17 protein-coding genes and 1 rRNA gene are annotated in these 16,488 nt (G+C 70.6%); 7 read left to right on the forward strand and 11 right to left on the reverse strand.

Features of this window, described 5'->3' with window-relative positions; translation table 11 throughout:
- The first annotated feature begins 27 nt into the window (after positions 1–27).
- Positions 28–1,332, forward strand: a complete 1,305-nt coding sequence (locus tag C8N24_RS28140) for an outer membrane protein assembly factor BamB family protein (protein WP_121256425.1) — start codon at positions 28–30, stop codon at positions 1,330–1,332.
- Here the strand turns inward: C8N24_RS28140 and hisF are convergent.
- Positions 1,313–2,083: an imidazole glycerol phosphate synthase subunit HisF gene (hisF, locus tag C8N24_RS28145; protein WP_121256427.1), complete on the reverse strand. Its 771-nt coding sequence runs from the start codon at positions 2,081–2,083 to the stop codon at positions 1,313–1,315. The genes C8N24_RS28140 and hisF overlap by 20 nt on opposite strands.
- A 96-nt stretch (positions 2,084–2,179) precedes the next feature.
- On the opposite strand from hisF, the gene C8N24_RS34395 reads away from it, so the two are divergent.
- A complete protein-coding gene (locus tag C8N24_RS34395; protein ID WP_170179481.1) occupies positions 2,180–2,317 on the forward strand; it encodes a hypothetical protein in 138 nt (45 codons plus the stop codon).
- Between the two features lie 5 nt (positions 2,318–2,322).
- On the opposite strand, the gene hisA is transcribed toward C8N24_RS34395, so the two are convergent.
- Genes hisA through murA form a run of 7 tightly spaced genes read right to left on the reverse strand, consistent with a single transcriptional unit; the run spans position 2,323 to position 8,204 of the window.
- The gene (gene hisA / locus C8N24_RS28150; protein WP_121256429.1) at positions 2,323–3,051 is read right to left on the reverse strand and encodes a 1-(5-phosphoribosyl)-5-[(5-phosphoribosylamino)methylideneamino]imidazole-4-carboxamide isomerase; all 729 of its coding nucleotides are present in this window, start codon (positions 3,049–3,051) and stop codon (positions 2,323–2,325) included.
- Positions 3,048–3,653, reverse strand: coding sequence for an imidazole glycerol phosphate synthase subunit HisH (gene hisH, locus C8N24_RS28155; RefSeq protein WP_121256431.1), 606 nt, complete (start codon positions 3,651–3,653; stop codon positions 3,048–3,050). The genes hisA and hisH overlap by 4 nt, the downstream gene beginning before the upstream one ends.
- Positions 3,650–4,252: an imidazoleglycerol-phosphate dehydratase HisB gene (hisB, locus tag C8N24_RS28160; RefSeq protein ID WP_121256433.1), complete on the reverse strand. Its 603-nt coding sequence runs from the start codon at positions 4,250–4,252 to the stop codon at positions 3,650–3,652. Before hisB ends, hisH begins: the two co-directional genes overlap by 4 nt.
- The gene (locus C8N24_RS28165; RefSeq protein WP_245971995.1) at positions 4,249–5,394 is read right to left on the reverse strand and encodes a histidinol dehydrogenase; all 1,146 of its coding nucleotides are present in this window, start codon (positions 5,392–5,394) and stop codon (positions 4,249–4,251) included. The genes hisB and C8N24_RS28165 overlap by 4 nt, the downstream gene beginning before the upstream one ends.
- Positions 5,384–6,001: an ATP phosphoribosyltransferase gene (hisG, locus tag C8N24_RS28170; protein ID WP_121256435.1), complete on the reverse strand. Its 618-nt coding sequence runs from the start codon at positions 5,999–6,001 to the stop codon at positions 5,384–5,386. The genes C8N24_RS28165 and hisG overlap by 11 nt, the downstream gene beginning before the upstream one ends.
- Positions 5,998–6,918 carry an ATP phosphoribosyltransferase regulatory subunit gene (locus C8N24_RS28175; protein ID WP_121256437.1) on the reverse strand — a complete coding sequence of 307 codons (921 nt, stop codon included), beginning with the start codon at positions 6,916–6,918 and terminating at the stop codon, positions 5,998–6,000. Before C8N24_RS28175 ends, hisG begins: the two co-directional genes overlap by 4 nt.
- Positions 6,915–8,204, reverse strand: coding sequence for a UDP-N-acetylglucosamine 1-carboxyvinyltransferase (murA, locus tag C8N24_RS28180; RefSeq protein WP_121256440.1), 1,290 nt, complete (start codon positions 8,202–8,204; stop codon positions 6,915–6,917). The genes C8N24_RS28175 and murA overlap by 4 nt, the downstream gene beginning before the upstream one ends.
- A gap of 28 nt (positions 8,205–8,232) precedes the next feature.
- On the opposite strand from murA, the gene C8N24_RS28185 reads away from it, so the two are divergent.
- From C8N24_RS28185 to C8N24_RS33445, 4 genes are all read left to right on the forward strand, one after another.
- Positions 8,233–8,817: an HDIG domain-containing metalloprotein gene (locus C8N24_RS28185; RefSeq protein ID WP_121256442.1), complete on the forward strand. Its 585-nt coding sequence runs from the start codon at positions 8,233–8,235 to the stop codon at positions 8,815–8,817.
- A 36-nt stretch (positions 8,818–8,853) separates the two neighbouring features.
- Positions 8,854–9,945 carry an isocitrate/isopropylmalate family dehydrogenase gene (locus tag C8N24_RS28190; protein ID WP_121256444.1) on the forward strand — a complete coding sequence of 364 codons (1,092 nt, stop codon included), beginning with the start codon at positions 8,854–8,856 and terminating at the stop codon, positions 9,943–9,945.
- Between the two features lie 39 nt (positions 9,946–9,984).
- Complete coding sequence (locus C8N24_RS28195) at positions 9,985–10,431, forward strand: T3SS (YopN, CesT) and YbjN peptide-binding chaperone 1 (RefSeq protein WP_170179482.1); 447 nt, start codon at positions 9,985–9,987, stop codon at positions 10,429–10,431.
- Positions 10,432–10,567: 136 nt separating this feature from the next.
- On the forward strand, positions 10,568–10,873 hold the full coding sequence (locus C8N24_RS33445) for a hypothetical protein (RefSeq protein ID WP_147448021.1): 306 nt from the start codon (positions 10,568–10,570) through the stop codon (positions 10,871–10,873).
- A gap of 378 nt (positions 10,874–11,251) precedes the next feature.
- On the opposite strand, the gene C8N24_RS28200 is transcribed toward C8N24_RS33445, so the two are convergent.
- On the reverse strand, positions 11,252–13,018 hold the full coding sequence (locus C8N24_RS28200; RefSeq protein WP_147448022.1) for an Ig-like domain-containing protein: 1,767 nt from the start codon (positions 13,016–13,018) through the stop codon (positions 11,252–11,254).
- A 255-nt stretch (positions 13,019–13,273) separates the two neighbouring features.
- Between C8N24_RS28200 and C8N24_RS28205 the strand changes: the two genes are divergently transcribed.
- Positions 13,274–15,664 carry an alpha/beta hydrolase gene (locus C8N24_RS28205; protein WP_245971996.1) on the forward strand — a complete coding sequence of 797 codons (2,391 nt, stop codon included), beginning with the start codon at positions 13,274–13,276 and terminating at the stop codon, positions 15,662–15,664.
- A gap of 61 nt (positions 15,665–15,725) precedes the next feature.
- On the opposite strand, the gene C8N24_RS28210 is transcribed toward C8N24_RS28205, so the two are convergent.
- Both C8N24_RS28210 and rrf read right to left on the reverse strand, forming a co-directional pair.
- Positions 15,726–16,292 (reverse strand): GNAT family N-acetyltransferase, encoded by a 567-nt coding sequence (locus tag C8N24_RS28210; protein WP_121256452.1) that lies wholly within the window; start codon positions 16,290–16,292, stop codon positions 15,726–15,728.
- A gap of 51 nt (positions 16,293–16,343) precedes the next feature.
- Positions 16,344–16,460 (reverse strand): 5S ribosomal RNA (gene rrf, locus C8N24_RS28215).
- Positions 16,461–16,488 lie beyond the last annotated feature (28 nt).

The following is a 16,488-nucleotide window of genomic DNA, read 5'->3' on the forward strand; positions in this document are numbered from 1 at the left end:
AAGTGGCCCGACTACCCTGCATCGCCGATGACGGCCAGGAAGAAGTGGATCCTGGGGGCCGCCACCCTCGTGCTGCTCGTGCTCGCCGCCGGCGGCGCCGTGTTCGCGCTCACCCGGCCTCCCGAGGACGTGAACAACGCGGACGTCGCGTTCGAGGAGGAGCCGACGGTCACCCCCGTTCCCTCCGCGATCCCGACCGAGCCTCCCGCGAAGTCCAAGAAGGTCGACCCGCTGCGCAACTTCGTGTGGGCGGGCTACGGCTACTCCAAGGACCGCCGCCGCTACCTGCCGGCGTCCAAGCTCCTGCGGCCGCCGTTCCGGCGCGTGTGGACCTACCCGGGCTCGATCCTGATGGAGTTCTCGCCCGCGATGGCCGAGGGCAAGCTGTTCCTGCTGCGCAACAACGGTGCGCTGCACGCGGTCGACAAGCGCACGGGCAAGGCCGTCTGGAAGAAGAAGATCGGCGTGCTGGCCGCGTCGACGCCGGCCTACGGGAACGGGCGGATCTTCGCCACCGTGCTCTCGCGCGGGAAGGGCAAGGCGGGCGCGGTCTTCGCGCTGGACGCCAAGACCGGCAAGATCCTCTGGAAGCGCCTGCTGCCCTCGCGCTCGGAATCCTCCCCGGTCTTCGACGGCGACCGCATCTACTTCGGCTCCGAGAACGGGACGATCTACAACCTGCGCGCCGGCGACGGCGCCGTGCGCTGGACGTTCAAGGCCTCTGGCGCCGTGAAGGCCGGCCTCGCACTCGCCAACGGCAAGCTCTTCTTCGGCGACTACAAGGGTCGCGTCTACGCGATCCGGCAGACCGACGGCAAGCAGATCTGGGCCTCCACCACGCGCGGCGCGAAGTTCGGGCTCGGCTCCGGGCAGTTCTACTCGACGCCCGCCGTCGCTTTCGGCCGCGTGTACGTCGGCAACACCGACGGCCGCATGTACTCGTTCTCGTCCTCCAACGGCAAGCTCGCGTGGACGAAGGGCACCGGCTCCTACGTGTACTCCTCGCCCGCGGTCGCCCAGCTGCCCGGCGAGAAGCCGCGCGTCTTCTTCGGCTCCTACGACGGCTCCTTCTACGCCGTCGACGCCCGCAACGGCAAGCAGCTCTGGCGCCACAAGGAGGGCGGCAAGATCAGCGGCGCGCCGACCGTGGTCGGCGACATCGTCTACTACTCCAACTGGGGCAAGAAGACCACGACCGGCCTCGGCGTGCGCACCGGCAAGAAGGTCTTCTCGATGGGCCGCGGCGCCTTCAACCCGGTCATCAGCGACGGCCGGACGATCTTCCTGACGGGCTACTCGACGCTCTACGCGCTCAGGCCCGAGAAGCAATAGGCCGCATCGGGAAGCCGGCCTCGCTGAGCGCCTGCTTGACCTCGGGGATCGAGTGCGTCCCGTAGTGGAAGATCGACGCCGCCAGGACGGCGTCGGCGCCGGCCTCGAGCCCGTCGACCAGGTGCTGCGCGTTGCCCACGCCACCTGAGGCGATCACCGGCACGTCGACCGCCTGAGCGATCCGGCGCGTGAGCTCGAGCTCGTAGCCGTCCTTCGTGCCGTCGCGGTCCATGCTGGTGAGCAGGATCTCCCCGGCACCGCGCTCCACGCCTTCCCGCGCCCATTCGATCGCGTCCCGGCCCGTCGGCGTCCGGCCGCCGGCGACGTACGCCTCGTAGGACCCGTCAGGCCGCTGCTTCGCGTCGATCGCGAGCACGACGCACTGCGCGCCGAACACCGTGGCGAGCTCGTCGATCAGCTCCGGCCGCGCGATCGCCGCCGAGTTGATCGACACCTTGTCGGCCCCCGCGTCGAGCACGTCGTGCGCGTCCTGCACCTGCCGCACGCCACCGCCGATCGTGAACGGCACGAACACGTCGTCCGCGGCCCGCCGCGCCAGCTCCACCACGGTCGCCCGCTTGTCGCTCGTCGCCGTGATGTCCAGGAAGATCAGCTCGTCGGCGCCCTGCGCGTCGTAGTACGCGGCCAGCTCGACCGGGTCCCCGGCGTCACGGATGTCGATGAACTTCGTGCCCTTGACGACGCGGCCGTTGTCCACGTCCATGCAGGGGATGACGCGCTTGTAGTGCACGGGGTATGACCCTAGCGACGCCCCCGCTAAGGACGAGCTAACCGCTCCGTAAGACCTTCCACGATGGCGTGACCGAAGCGGACCGATGGGGTCTATATGGGCATGACCAGACAGGATCTCAAGCAGGTTGAAGCCATCGTCCTCGACCCCGAGCCCGATGAACGCGGCAACGTCTTCGTCATCGTGCGGCTCGAAGACGAGCGCTCGACCGCGCTCGCCTTCAATGCCAACTGAGCCGCCTACTTGCCGTCGAGGGCCGCCTGGCCCTCGGCCACCGTGAACTTCTTCTCGTAGAGCGACTTGCCCGCGATCACGCCCGACAGGTTGACCTGGCGGAGCTCGGCGAGCGCGCGCAGGTCGTCCAGCGTGCCGATGCCGCCCGAGTAGATGAAGCGGCCGCGCACCGCCTCGGCGACCGTCTTGACGGACTCGATGTCGGGACCGGTCAGCTTGCCGTCGCGGGAGACGTCGGTGTAGATGAACGACCGCACGCCGCGGCCGGTCAGGCGCTCGATGGCGTCGACGACCGGCAGGGACGTCGTCTGGGTCCAGCCCTCGGTGGCGATCATGCCGTCCTTGACGTCGACGGCGATCATGATCCGCGGGCCGAACTGGGTGATGATGTCGTCCAGGAAGTCGATGTCGCGGAACGCGGCGGTGCCGATGACCGCGCGCTCGGCGCCGGCGCGCAGCGCGTCGCGGACCGCGTCGACCGTGCGCAGGCCGCCGCCGTACTGGACCGGGATGCCGGTCTCGCTCGTGATCCGCCGCAGGTGCTCCAGCGACTTCGGGGAGCCCGAGCGCGCACCGTCGAGGTCGACGACGTGCAGGTAGCGAGCGCCCGCCTCGACCCATGAGCGGGCCGCGTCGAGCGGGTCCGCGTGGTAGGTCGTGGCGTCCTCGAACTTGCCTTCGACCAGGCGGACCGCCTGGCCTTCCATGATGTCGATCGCCGGGTAGAGGATCATGCGACCAGCGCTGCGGCCAGCGCCGCGAAGTTCTTGAGCATCTGCAAACCGTCGGTGGAGGACTTCTCGGGATGGAACTGGGCGGCCATGACGTTGTCGCGCTCGACGACGCTCACGAACCGCTCGCCGTACTCGCCGGTGCCGACGACGTCGGACGCGTCGGCGGGGCGGCAGGCGAAGGAGTGGACGTGGTAGAAGGCCGCGGCCTCGCCGAGGCCCTCCGTCAGCGCGGAGGCGCGCGAGAAGGACACGAGGTTCCAGCCGATGTGCGGCAGCCGCGGCGACTCGAGCTTCGTGACGACGCCCGGCAGGATCCCGAGCCCCTCGGCACCCTCGTGCTCGGAGGAGGACTCGAACAGCAGCTGCATGCCGAGGCAGATGCCCAGCACGGGCACACCGGCGGCGGCGCGCTCGACCAGCTGCTCGCGCAAGCCGCTGCGCTCGAGGTTGCGCATCGCCTCCGGGAAGGCGCCCACGCCGGGCAGGATGATCGCCGAAGCGTCCCGCACGTCGGCGGTGATCACGGATTCGGCACCCACGTGCGCCAGCGCCTTCTCGACGCTGCGCCGGTTACCCATCCCGTAGTCGGCGATCGCGATCACGAGGTCAGCGTCCCCTTGGTGGACGGGACGCCGGGCTCGTCCGGATCGATGGCCACGGCGGCCCGCAGCGCCCGCGCGAACGCCTTGAAGCACGCCTCGACCATGTGGTGGCCGTTCGTGCCGGCGGCGATCTGGATGTGCAGGGTCAGCCGCGCGGCGCTGGCCACGGCGCGGAAGAACTCCTCGGCCTCTTCGTAGTCGAACCCGTTGATCGTCCCGCTCGGCAGCCGGTCGAACCCGCCCACGAGCGTGTACGGGCGGCCGGAGATGTCGAGCGAGCACTCCGCGCGCGCCTCGTCCATCGGCACGACCGCGTGCCCGTAGCGGAAGATCCCGCGCCGGTCACCCAGGGCCTGGTCGAGCGCTTGCCCGAACACGATCCCGGTGTCCTCGACCGTGTGATGCGAGCCGGTCTCCAGGTCGCCGACGACCTTCACGTCCAGCTCGAGCCGGCCGTGTCGGGCCAGCAGGTCGAGCATGTGGTCGAAGAAGCCGACACCGGTCGACCGCGTGCCCTCGCCGTGCCCTTCCAGGCCCAGCGACAGCGTGACGTCGGTCTCCCCGGTCTTGCGGGAGATAGAGGCGGTACGAGTGCTCACGGGCGGGGATTCTGACGCAAGCGCATCGACGCGGCGTGGGCCGGGAAGGCCTCGGCCTCGGCGATCGGCACGCCCGCGGCGGCCAGGGCGGCGCCCGCGGACCCCACGCGCACCTCGGCCATCCGGCGCCGGAAGTGGCGCACGTTCAGGCCTGAGGCGAAGCGCGCGGCGCCCTCGGTCGGCAGGACGTGGTTCGAACCCGCGACGTAGTCGCCGAACGCGGTGCCCGACGAGGACCCCACGAACAGGCAGCCGGCGGAGCGGATGCGCGGCGCCAGGGCCTCGGCCGCCTCCCCCGCGATCTGCAAGTGCTCGGGCGCGAGCTCCTCGACGAACGCCAGCGCCTCGTCCATGTCGGCCACGAGCACGCCGTGCTGCGCGTCCAGCGCGTCGAGGATCGCCTGCGAGTCGGAGACCGCGACGGTCAGCGAGCCCTCGCCGTGCTCGCCCTGCCCGGCGAGGTCGGCCTTCAGGGCGTCGAGATCGGCGCCCTCGGTGGCGACCACCGTCAGGTCGGAAGGCCCGGCGAACCCGTCGATGCCCACGACGGCGGACACCTGGCGCTTGGCCTCCTGCACCCACAACGACCCGGGGCCGACGATCACGTCGACCTTCGGGATCGACTCGGTCCCGTACGCGAGCGCCGCCACCGCCTGGGCGCCGGTGACCGCGAAGTACGCGTCCGCGCCGCACAGCTCCGCCGCGGCGACCATCACCGGGTGCGGCGCGCCGACGACGTAGACCTCGTCCACGCCCGCGGCCTGGGCCGTCATGACGCCCATGACGACCGTCGACGGGTACGGGTTGCGGCCGCCGGGCGCGTAGACCGCCGCGCGGCGCACGGGCACGTCACGCAGCTTCACGGAGTGGCCCTGGGGCAAGGTGACGAGGCGATCCTCGTCCACGCCGGCCTCGGCCACCGCGCGCACGTTGTGGATCGCGACCTCGAGCCCGGCGCGCACGTCGTCGGCGAGCGCTCCGCCGGACGCCGTGAACGGCGCCTTGGTCCCCGCGCCGAACTCCGCCTCGAGGCGCTCCAGCTCGGCGTCACCGCCGGCCCGCACCGCCTCGATGATCGTGGCCACCGGCTGAGCGATCGACGCGCCGGTGGGCACCAGCGCGCGGATCTCGTCAGCGCGCACGGAGCTTCTCCACGACCGCGTCGATCTCCGCCGCCTTGACCCGGTAGGACACGGGGTTGGCGATCAGCCGCGCCGTCGCGACCGAGATCTCCTCGCGGATCACGAGCCCGTTCTCGCGCAGGGTCGTGCCCGTGGCGGTCAGATCGACGATCCCGTGGACCATCCCGGTCAGCGGCGCGAGCTCGACGGAGCCCTTGACCTCGACGATCTCCACCTGGCGGCCGGTCTTCTCGAAGTAGGCGCTGGCCATGTTCGGGTACTTGGTCGCGATCCGCATGATCCCGAGCCGCCGCAGCGCCTCGGCCGCGGGGTCCTCGCCCTCGACGGTCGCGAACACCATCCGGCAGCGCCCGAACCCGAGGTCGAGCAGCTCGTAGACGTTGCGCTCGGGGTGCTCGGCGAGCACGTCCTTGCCGACCACGCCGATGTCCGCCGCGCCCGCCTCCACGTACGTGGGGACGTCGGACGGCCGCATCGTGATCAGGCCGGCGTCCTCGAACAGCAGCTTGCGGTCGTTCGCGCGCACCTCGGTGGTGTCGATCCCGAGCAGGTCGAGCCGCTCGAGCGTGTCCTTCATCAGCGCACCGCGCGGGACGGCGATCCTCATCGAGCCTCCTCCAGCGCGGCCGCGTGCACGCGCTCGACGTCCAGCGCCCAGCCCGCGGCCGGCAGCGACCGCCCGAAGCGGCCCAGCAGGTCGTCGTAGCGCCCGCCGCCGCCCAGCGGCGAGCCGAAGGCCGCGTCGTAGACCTCGAACACCGGGCCGGTGTAGTAGCCGAGCGTGCGGACCAGGCCGAGGTCGAAGATCACGCGCTCGGCGACGTCCTCGGACAGCAGCGCGAAGACCTCGCGCAGCGGCTCGCCCTCGGGCACGATCTCGACGCCGCCGCGGGCCCGCGCGACGTCCAGCAGATCGGCCGCGCCGACGCCGCTGAGCTCGCGCTCGAGGCCGACCATGTCGCGCGCGGCGAGCTCGCGCAGGATCGCGTGCCGCGCGCCCTCGGGCACGCCGTGGGACTCGAGCAGGCGACCGAACAGCGACGCGTCGCCCAGCCCCACGCGGTAGGACTTCAGCCCGGCGGCGTCGAGCGCCGCGCACAGGACCGTGACCGCCTCGGCGGTGCCGGACGGCCCCGGCGCGCCGACGAGCTCGATGCCCGCCTGCAGGATCTCCCGCGGCTGCAGCCGGTGCTGGCGCACGGCCCGGTAGGCGTGCGCGATGTACGAGAACCGCAGCGGCGTCGGCGCGCTGCCGTAGCGGGTGGCCACGACGCGCGCGATCGGGATCGTCATGTCCGAGCGCAGGACGAGCACGTTGCCGTGCTCGTCGAACAGCCGGTACGCGGGGTCGGCGGCCGCGGAGTCGCCGCGCGTGAGCACGGCCTCGTACTCCAGCGCGGGCGTCGCGACCTCGCCGTACTCGAAGCGGTCGAAGACCCCGCGCATGGCGTCGGTGATGACGCGCAGCTCGCGGAGCTCGTCCGGGAGCACGTCCCGGGTGCCGCTCGGAATCGGGTGGATCACGCCGGCACGCGCTCGAGGTTCGCGCCCAGCGCCCGCAGGCGCTCGTCGATGCGCTCGTAGCCGCGGTCGATGTCGCGCACGTTGTGGATCTCGCTCGTGCCCTGGGCGCACACGGCGGCGATCAGCATCGCCATGCCCGCGCGGATGTCCGGGCTGGACACGCGCGCGCCGCGCAGCTGCCGCGGGCCGATGACGATCGCCCGGTGCGGGTCGCAGATCGTGATCTCCGCCCCCATCGAGATCAGCTTGTCCACGAAGAACAGGCGGTTCTCGAACATCTTCTCGAAGATCAGCACGCTGCCCTCGGCCTGGGTGGCGAGCGCGACCGCGATCGACGTCAGGTCGGCCGGGAACGCGGGCCAGGGGCCGTCCTCGATCTTGGACTGGTAGTCGCCGGCGTCGCGCTGGACGACGAGCTTCTGGTTGCCCGGGATGTGGCAGGTGCCGTCCTCGCGCATCTCGGACTCCAGGCCGAGGCGGCGGAAGGCCAGGCGGACCATCCGCAGGTCGTCGGCGACGCAGCCCTTGATGTCCAGCTCGCCGCCCGTCACGCCCGCGAGGGCCATGAACGAGCCGATCTCGATGTGGTCGGGCGAGACCGAGTGCTCGCAGCCGCGGAGCTTCTCGACGCCGTGCACGGTCATGACGTTGGAGCCGATGCCCTCGATCGCCGCGCCCATCTTGTTGAGCATGCGGGCCACGTCCTGGACGTGCGGCTCGCAGGCGGCGTTGCGGATGATCGTGGTGCCGGGGACGCCCGCGGCGGCCATCAGCGCGTTCTCGGTACCCATCACGGACGGCTCGTCCATGAAGAAGTCGCACGAGGTGAGCCCGCCCGCGGGGGCGGTGATGACGATGTCCTTGCCGTGCTCGACCGTCGCGCCGAGCGCGCGGAAGGCGTCGAGGTGCGGATCGAGCCGGCGGCGGCCGATCACGTCACCTCCCGGCGGCGGCATAGTCGCGCTCCCGAAGCGCGCGAGCAACGGGCCCGCGGCCAGGAACGAGGCGCGGATGCGCTCGGCCAGAGCCGCGTCCACGTGCGTCTTGCGCACGTCGGCCGCGTTCATCTTGACCGTGTTGAGGTCGATCCGCTCGACGGTCACGCCGAGGTCCGCGAGCAGCTCCAGCAGCGCCTCTGTGTCGCGGATCGCGGGGACGTTGTGCAACGTCACGTCCTCGTCCGTGAGCAGGGCGCAGGCCAGCAGCGGCAGCGCGGCGTTCTTGTTGCCTGCGGGGGTGACGGTGCCGGACAGCGGCACCCCGCCTTCGATGACGAACTTCTCCATGGGGGCGGCGGCTAGGCTACCGAGTCTCATGAGCCTGCCCATGACGCGCGACGAAGCCTGGACGCTGTTCTGCGAGTGGACGGAGTCCGAGAGCCTGCGTCGTCACGTGCTCGCCGTCGAGGCCTGCATGCGCGCGTACGCGCGCAAGTTCGGCGAGGACGAGGAGCGCTGGGGCATGGTCGGGATGCTGCACGACCTCGACTACGAGCGCTATCCGGACCTCCACACCGGCCATCCCCGCTACGCGCTCGCCGAGCTCGAGCGGCTCGGGTTCCCGGAGGACATGGTCCGTGCGGTCGCGTCCCACGCGGACTACCTCGAGGTCTCGCGGGACACGCCGATGGAGAAGACGCTGTTCGCCGTCGACGAGCTGTCGGGCTTCGTGATGGCCTGCGCGTACGTCCGGCCGCAGGGCATCGCCGGCATGACGCCCAAGTCGGTCAAGAAGAAGATGAAGACGCCCGCCTTCGCGGCGGCCGTGGACCGCGAGGGCATGCGCGAGGGCGCGGAGAACCTCGGGATCGACTTCGACGAGCACCTGACGTTCGTGATCGCGGCGCTGGAGCCGCACGCCGAGGAGCTCGGGCTCTCCGGCACCCCTGCCGCGGGCTGAGCCCGAGTCGATCGGCCGGGCTAATCTGCCCGGGTAATGCTGAAGATCATCGTCCTCGAGGGCGACGAGACCGGCCAGGAGCTGCTCGAGCAGTCCATCCGCGTCCTCGACCCCTCGCTGCTCGGACTCGAGCTCGAGCTGGTCCACTACGACCTGTCGCTCGAGAAGCGGCGCGAGACGAACAACGAGATCGTCCACGAGGCGGCGCGCGCGATGCGTGAGGCCGGCTTCGGGCTGAAGGCGGCGACGATCACGCCGGAAGGCCGCGACGACGTCGGCTCGCCGAACCGGATCCTCCGCGAAGAGGTCGACGGCAAGGTCATCGTGCGCACCGGGCGGCGGATCCCGGGCGTCGTCGGCCCCGTGTCGGGCGTCTACCACCCGATCTCCGTGGTCCGCATGGCCGTCGACGACGCCTACGGCGCCAAGCAGTGGCGCGAGGGTGAGGACGACGAGGAGTCCGCGTTCATGACGATGCGGATCTCGCGCTCGACCTGCCGCGCGGTCGCCGAGTACTCGTTCATGTTCGCCGAGCGGATCGGCGCGAAGGTCTACGGCGGGCCGAAGTGGACCGTCTCCCCGACCTACGACGGGCTGCTCAAGGAAGAGATGGACGCCGCGGCGGCCAAGTACCCGGACGTCACCTACCAGCCGGTCCTGATCGATGCGCTCTACGCGGGCCTGATCAGCGGCGCGGCCGACTCACCACTGGTGATCCCCGCACTGAATCGAGACGGCGACTGCCTGTCGGACCTCGTGATGCCGATGTTCGGCTCGATCGCGGGCGCGGAGTCGGTGCTGCTCGGGTTCGACGCCGACTACAACGTCGAGGTGGCGATGGCCGAGGCGCCGCACGGCACCGCCCCGTCGCTGTACGGCAAGAACCTCGCGAACCCGATGGCGATGCTCCTCGCCTGCGGCTCGGTGCTCTCCTACGCGGGCGCGAAGGGCCACGAGGGCGCCGACCGCGCCTCGCGCGCCGTCTACGAGTCCGTGCTCGAGGCCACCGCCTCCGGCGTCAAGACGATCGACCTCGGCGGCCACGCGACCACCTCCGAGTTCACCGACGACGTGCTGGAGCGGATCAAGACCAAGATGGAGGTCTGGTCCTCGCTCGGCTCGAGGTGACGTCTCGACACCCGCCCCATCGGGCATGATTGGGGACGGGTGGACGTCGAGGCAAGCATTGCGCAGGTAGCGGGGATCCTCGTCAGCGAGGGGCTCCGCTACCACGTGTCCGGCGACGGGCGCACCTACCGGCTGCGGTTCGACTCGGCCGCCGTCTTCATCGACTTCCGCGAGTGGCAGGACGACTCGGTCGTCATCATCGTCCACTCCCCCGTGCTGCAGGACATCGATCCCGCCAGCCCGGGCGCGGCGCAGGCGCTGAACCTGCTCAACGACCTCAATCGGAGCTTCTTCTTCGTGAAGTTCACGTTCCGGGACGGCGTGCTGGTCGCGCGCTACGACCTCCTCGGCGAATCGCTGCAGACCGGCGAGCTCGTCAACGCGATCTACGAGATCGCGGGCGCCGCCGACCGGCTTGACGACGAGCTCGCCGACGCGCTCGGCGGCAAGCCGTTCGAGGTCAAGCTGAACGAGAACGGCGACTGAAATCGCCAGCTGCAAGTTTCGTTGCAGCAGGGGAACCTCTGTTCGGCTCTAGAGCGCCGAATCCGCTCTTTCCGGGATGACGAGCCCGCACGTTGGGACTTTTTCCGTCCGAGCGGATCCGTAGCCTTGCGAACACATGTTCCCTTCGATGACCAGACAACGCCCGAACAAGCGCTCGCTTCGCGAGCTGGTGCGCGGGGCCATGGACACGGCCCTGGAGCTCGTCACGCTGGGTGAGGCTCACCGAGCGACGTCGACCGCGTCGCCCGCCCCCACCGTCGTGCACCCGCACCGCCGGACGCTCGATCATCGTCGTATCCACCGGAAGCGCCAAGGAATGGTGCCGCCCCGGCCACAGGTGTGCATCTCGCCGGTTCATCGCCCGGTGAGCAGCTCCCCTTCGGTTCATCGCCCGAAGAGCAAGAGCAAGCGCAACGCCTGATCCTCCGCGCCCGCCGGCGATCTGGTCTGGGAGGACTGATCGCACGGCCGGGCCGCGGAAGGAACATCGCGCCGTTCGGGCGCGGCGAGAAGTCTTTCCGCGAATCGCTAAAGGTCTCGCGGGGACGTGCCGATAGAAGGGGTAACGCGGGTGATGGGCGGGCTTTGCCGAGCCTTTGCCGATGCTTTGCTGCCGCTGCCGAAGATGCGCGGCATGAAGAACATCAAGGTCGCCCTCACCTCTGCAGTCCTCTTCGTCCCGGTGCTCCTGCCGACGATCGCCGAGGCCCGCGCCACCTGGACCTAGTCCGCACGGACGTCCAGAACGCAGAGAAGGCCGCCCGATGGGCGGCCTTCTGCGTTTAAGCGCTCGCCGCGGCTACGGCTGGTCCGTGGAAAGCGTGTAGGTCAGCGTCTTGGCGTAGGTGCCGGTGCGGAGGGCGTCGCCGGCGGCGATCGGCTGCTTGAACTCGAGCGTGACCTTGTCGCCGCTCACCGGTGCGCCGTAGGTGAGCAGTTTCAACGTCGTGCCGGAGACCGTGCCGAACGGGTTGCCGGTGTTCGCGGCGTTGACGGCCCGGGCGCTGAGCGGCTGCGGGAGCGTGAAGCTGCCGTTCACCAGGTGGCCGGGCGCGGTCGCGCTCGGGTCGACGACGCTGAGCGTCGCCTCGCCCGCGGTCGAGAGCACGGTGACGTCGCTCTTGGCGGTGTAGTCCTGCGCGAAGCCCGGCGTGAACGCGCCGAACGTCGGCGGGGTGCCGAGGCTGAGCGCGAGCGTCGCCGGCACCGAGCCCGTGACCGTGCCGGTCGTGGTCGTGGTGACCGCCGGAACGTCGAGCTCGGTCGAGACGACGCTGCTCTGCCCCGCGGAGTCGGTGATCGTCGCCGTCAGCACGACGTGCTTGCCGATGTGCGCGTACGCGGGCCGGTACTCGAACTCGTACGGCGCCGTCCCGAGCGTCGCGACCGGCACGCCGTTCGCGCTCAGCGCGACCGACTTGACGCCGAAGTCGTCGGCGGCGACCACGACCGGGGAGATGGTCTCGTCCCAGGCGACCGTGGTCGGGCCGTACGGGTCGACGATCGCGCCGGTCGGCGCCGCGTCGACGGTGACGGCGGGCACGCTCAGCGGCGCCGGCGCCTGCGGCAGCGGTGTCCCGCTCTCCACCGGGCCCGTCGTCGTGCTCGTACCCCAGTAGTTGCCGGTCACGAGCGCCGCCGTCGTGCCCGTGTTGGTGAGCCCGCCGAGCAGGCTCGAGCCGGTCGCCGAGAAGCCGCGCACGATCGGGTTGCTCGGGTCCGCGCCGGTCTCGGCGTCGGTGAGGACGACCTGGCCGGTGATCTCGCTGCCGGAGATCGCGCCGCGCTGCCCGTACGTGTAGCCGACCGATCCCTGGATCCGCGAGCCGACGACGTTGCCGTAGGCCTTGATGCCCGAGCGGGTCGTCGTGGTCGCGGCACCGTCCGCGCCGCGCGCGTCGTCGAACAGCACGGTGCCGTTGACCAGGCTCTTCTCGATCGTCACCTCGCGCCGGATGCCGGCCTCGGCGCCCTGGAGCGAGTTGGTCATGACGAGCCCGTAGCTGTACGGGCCGCCGTCGGCCTTGATCGTCCCGATCCGGCTGTTGGCGATCCGGCCGCTCGTGTTGAAGAACGCGACGGCGGCCTCCGCGTAGGCGTCCGGGGATTCGATCGTCACGCCTGACAGGTCCAGGAAGTTCTCGTTGTCGTCGGACGAGCCGCCGGACTGGCGCGAGATCGTCACGACGTTGCCGCCGCCGTCGCGCAGGTACGGCGCCGTCCCCGCGAGGGAGGCGCCGAGCGCCGCGGCCGGGCGGATCGTGACCTTGTCCGCGCCGGCGCCCTTGATGGTGAGCGGCTTGGTGATCGTCAGCCCGTTGCGCGATCCCGTCTGGCTCGGCGAGTTGTTGCCCGAGGCCGGCACGGACTGCTCGTAGTACGCGCCGGCGCAGATCACGACGGTGTCCCACGGCGCAGCCTGGTTGACCGCTGCCTGGATCGAGGTGAAGGCGGCGTTCGGGCAGTCGGCCTTGTCATCGTCGACCGTCCAGGTCGACGCGTAGGCACTGGTCGGGGCGAGCGCCGCGAACACCGCGGCGGCCACGACAACAGGGACTCGTCTCATGTGTTCGGAAGGACCTTTGTCAGTGAGAGATGACCGCGCAGCCATCAGTGGCGCGCGGTTGCAGCGGCCGCAATCTACGTGGCCCCCTGGTCCTGTTGTTATGTGAATTCAGTCGGTCGTTGACCCGTCACCTTTCTACCGGTGGTCCACACAACCGGCCCCACCTCCGGACGTACGATCTCGCCGCTTCGCCGCGCACGGCCACGCTGCCGTGCGAGCACGGACGCACCCATGAATCGACCGCACGGAGAACTGGTGACCCCTGCCCTTAAGGCCCTCGCGCTTGCGCTCTTCTTGGCGGTGCTCGCGCCGGCGACATCGCTGGCCGCACCGCCCGACCCGCTCGACCGCGGGCCCTACACCGTCACGACCCTCGACCCGCTGAAGATCGGCACGGTGGACCTGCAGGAGCCGAACGCCGCCGGCGGGGCCACCACGGGCACCGCCGCCGCCGCGACGGTCCAGCTGCGCGGCTCGATCTACTACCCGGCCAACCGCGCCAGCGGGTCACCCGTGATCGTCCTGGTGCACGGCAACCACTCGAGCTGCGACACCGGCTCGGCGCCGAACTGCACCGCGTTCAAGCGCAACGACCGCGGCTACGCCTATCTGGGCGAGAACCTCGCGAGCTGGGGCTACACGGTCGCGTCGATCGACCAGGACCAGCTGATGTACTACCAGGACGGCACCGCCCGCGGCATGCATCAGCGCCGGATCATCATCGCGGCGATGCTGGACAAGCTGTGGGACGCGAACGTCGCACCGATCCCGATGGGCGACAACGCGAACATCGGCGGTGCGCTCGTCGGCAAGCTGGACTTCTCGCGCGTCGGCCTGATGGGCCACTCGCGCGGCGGCGACGCGGTCAGCAGCTTCATCGACTACAACCGCACGCGTCCTGCACCGGGCCGCAAGTACAACCTGCGCGGCGTGATCGCGCTCGCCCCGGTGGACTACGAGCGCCGCGCGCCGTACGGCGTTCCCTACATGACGATGTTCGGCTACTGCGAGGGCGACGTCACGAACCTCCAGGGCGCCCGCATGTTCGAGCGCAGCCAGTACATCGCCCCGGGCGACCCCTTCCCGCGGATCCAGGTGTCGATGCTCGGCGTCAACCACAACTGGTTCAACTCGGTGTGGTTCGCCGACGGCGACGACGCGACCGGCACCGACACCGCCTGTGGCACGTCGCAGCCGAACAACATCCGGCTCAGCGGCGGCACGTACACCGCGGCCACGCGCGGCTCGGGCGACCCGGCGCTGATGGGCGACCAGGAGAAGGCCGGCCTCGCGCTCATGGGGTCGTTCTTCCGCCGGTACGTCGGTGGCGACGTCGCGTTCGACCCATACATGACGGGCGAGCTCGGCGAGGACGGCGTCTCGCCGCAGATCCCCGTCTCCGCGTGCCCGACGTCGCCGTCCGGGACGCGGATCCCGTGCGCCGAGCGCAACATGGTCACCTACTTCGCCGAGCCGGCGGCCCGGCGTGACGTGCTGCGCCCGGAGACGGACACCCCGCTCACGGTCAGCGCGGTCGGAACGGCGATCACGGGCAGTGGCTTCGCGAACCCCTACCAGGCCGGTAGCGGCATCAGCCCGATCCCGCCGACCACCGCGGGCGGATTCGACTGGTGCAACCCGGAGCCGATCTACTTCACGCCGTCCTCGTTGGGCTTCTCCGGGCTTCCGACCGCGACCAAGGGCTGCCCGCTGCCGGCGGCCAGCGCGCTCGGCGGCCAGAGCGGCACCCGCGAGAACGCGCCGGTCAACCACTCTTACGGGATGCAGCTCGCGCTCGCGTGGGAGCAGCCGGCGTCGATCGCGACGCGGATTCCCGCCGCGTCGGGCGACGTGCGCGGGTTCAAGACGCTCACCCTGGGCGCGGGCGTGAACTTCTTCGACACCCGCAACCCGCCGCGCACCGGCGACGCCGTGTGGAACCCGGCGCTCACGACGCAGGACTTCTCGATCGTCCTCGTCGACAAGAACGGGAACACGGGCACCGTCGCGGCCGGCTCGCCGCGCTACGGCAACGCGCTGCATCAGACGACCGGGTCGACCACGGCCCGGACGCACGTCGTGCTCAACGCGATCCGCGTGCCGCTGCAGGACTTCGCCGCTCAGGGCGTCGACCTCGCCAACGTCCGCAAGCTCGAGCTCAAGTTCGGCGAGCTGGGCAAGCCCGCCACCGGATCGATCCAGCTCTCCGACGTCCGCTTCCAGGAGGCCGTGGGCGGCTCGGCCGTCTACACCGACAAGCTCGCCGACATCCCGCCCACCACGGCGCCCGCGCCGGCGGCGACCGTGAAGACGGCGGCCGCGGCGACCGGCGGCACCAGGGCGACGGCCACTGAGCTCGGTGCCCCGGCGTCCGCGCCCGCGACGACCGGTGCCGTGGCGAAGCCGGCGGCGTGCTCGCCGACGCTCAAGTCGGCGACCGTCAAGGCCCGCACGCTCGTCCTGAAGGGAGCGACGACGTGTGCGAGCCCGATCCGCGTGACGGTCGCGCGTGTCGGCAAGGCGAGCAAGAGCAAGGCGCTCCGCGTGAAGGTGGCCGGAAGCGGTTGGACGGCGAGCGCGAAGCTCGCCGCAGGGCGCTACAAGGTCACAGTGGCCGCCGCGACGCGGGTCGTGACCGTCCGGTAGCCCAACCGATACAGCGCAGCACCGCAAAGGGGACGGCCGTTTCGGCCGTCCCCTTTGTCGTTTAACCCGACGCCGTGGCGCGTTCCGGTTTGTCGGAGGACGTACCGGCGCCGATCGAGTAGATCACCAGCTGCCCCGGACCGCTGGGCTCAGGGACGGTTTCCCCGCGCGCGAGCCCCAGACGGTCCGCGACGGCGATCGACGACCGGTTGTCGGGGTCGATGCACGCGATGACGCGCTCGAGTCCGAGCTCCGCGAATCCGCATTCCAGCGCGAGCCGCCCGGCCTCGGTCGCGAACCCGCGACCCCAGGCGGACGGGTGCAGCCGCCGCCCGATCTCCACTTCAGACGCGTACGCCGGGAACCACAGCGGGTGGCATAGCCCGGTGAACCCCACGCACGCGCCGGCGACCTCCACCGCCCACAGCCCGAAGCCGTAGCGGTCCCAGTGGGCGGCGAACCGGGCGGATTGTCCAGCGGACTCCTCGGGCGTGAACGGCACCCCGGCATTGAGGAACCGCACCGCTTCGGGCAGCGCGTTGAGCGCGGCGAGCGCCGGCGTGTGCGTCGGCGCGTGCCAACGGCGGAGCACCAGGCGCTCGGTCGTGATCAGCTCGGTATACGCCATAGAACGACAAAGAGCCGCCCACTGGGCGGCTCGTCGTACTGCTTATTCAAGAACTGGCGGCGACCTACTCTCCCAGACCCTTTCAGGTCAAGTACCATCGGCGCTACGGGGCTTGACTGCTCTGTTCGGAATGGGAAGAGGTATTTCCCCCGCGCAATAGCCACCAGAAATTTGTCAAGACCTCGCCTCAAGCGGG

Origin of the sequence: Solirubrobacter pauli (assembly GCF_003633755.1) — a bacterium.
Taxonomy (GTDB): Bacteria; Actinomycetota; Thermoleophilia; order Solirubrobacterales; family Solirubrobacteraceae; genus Solirubrobacter; species Solirubrobacter pauli.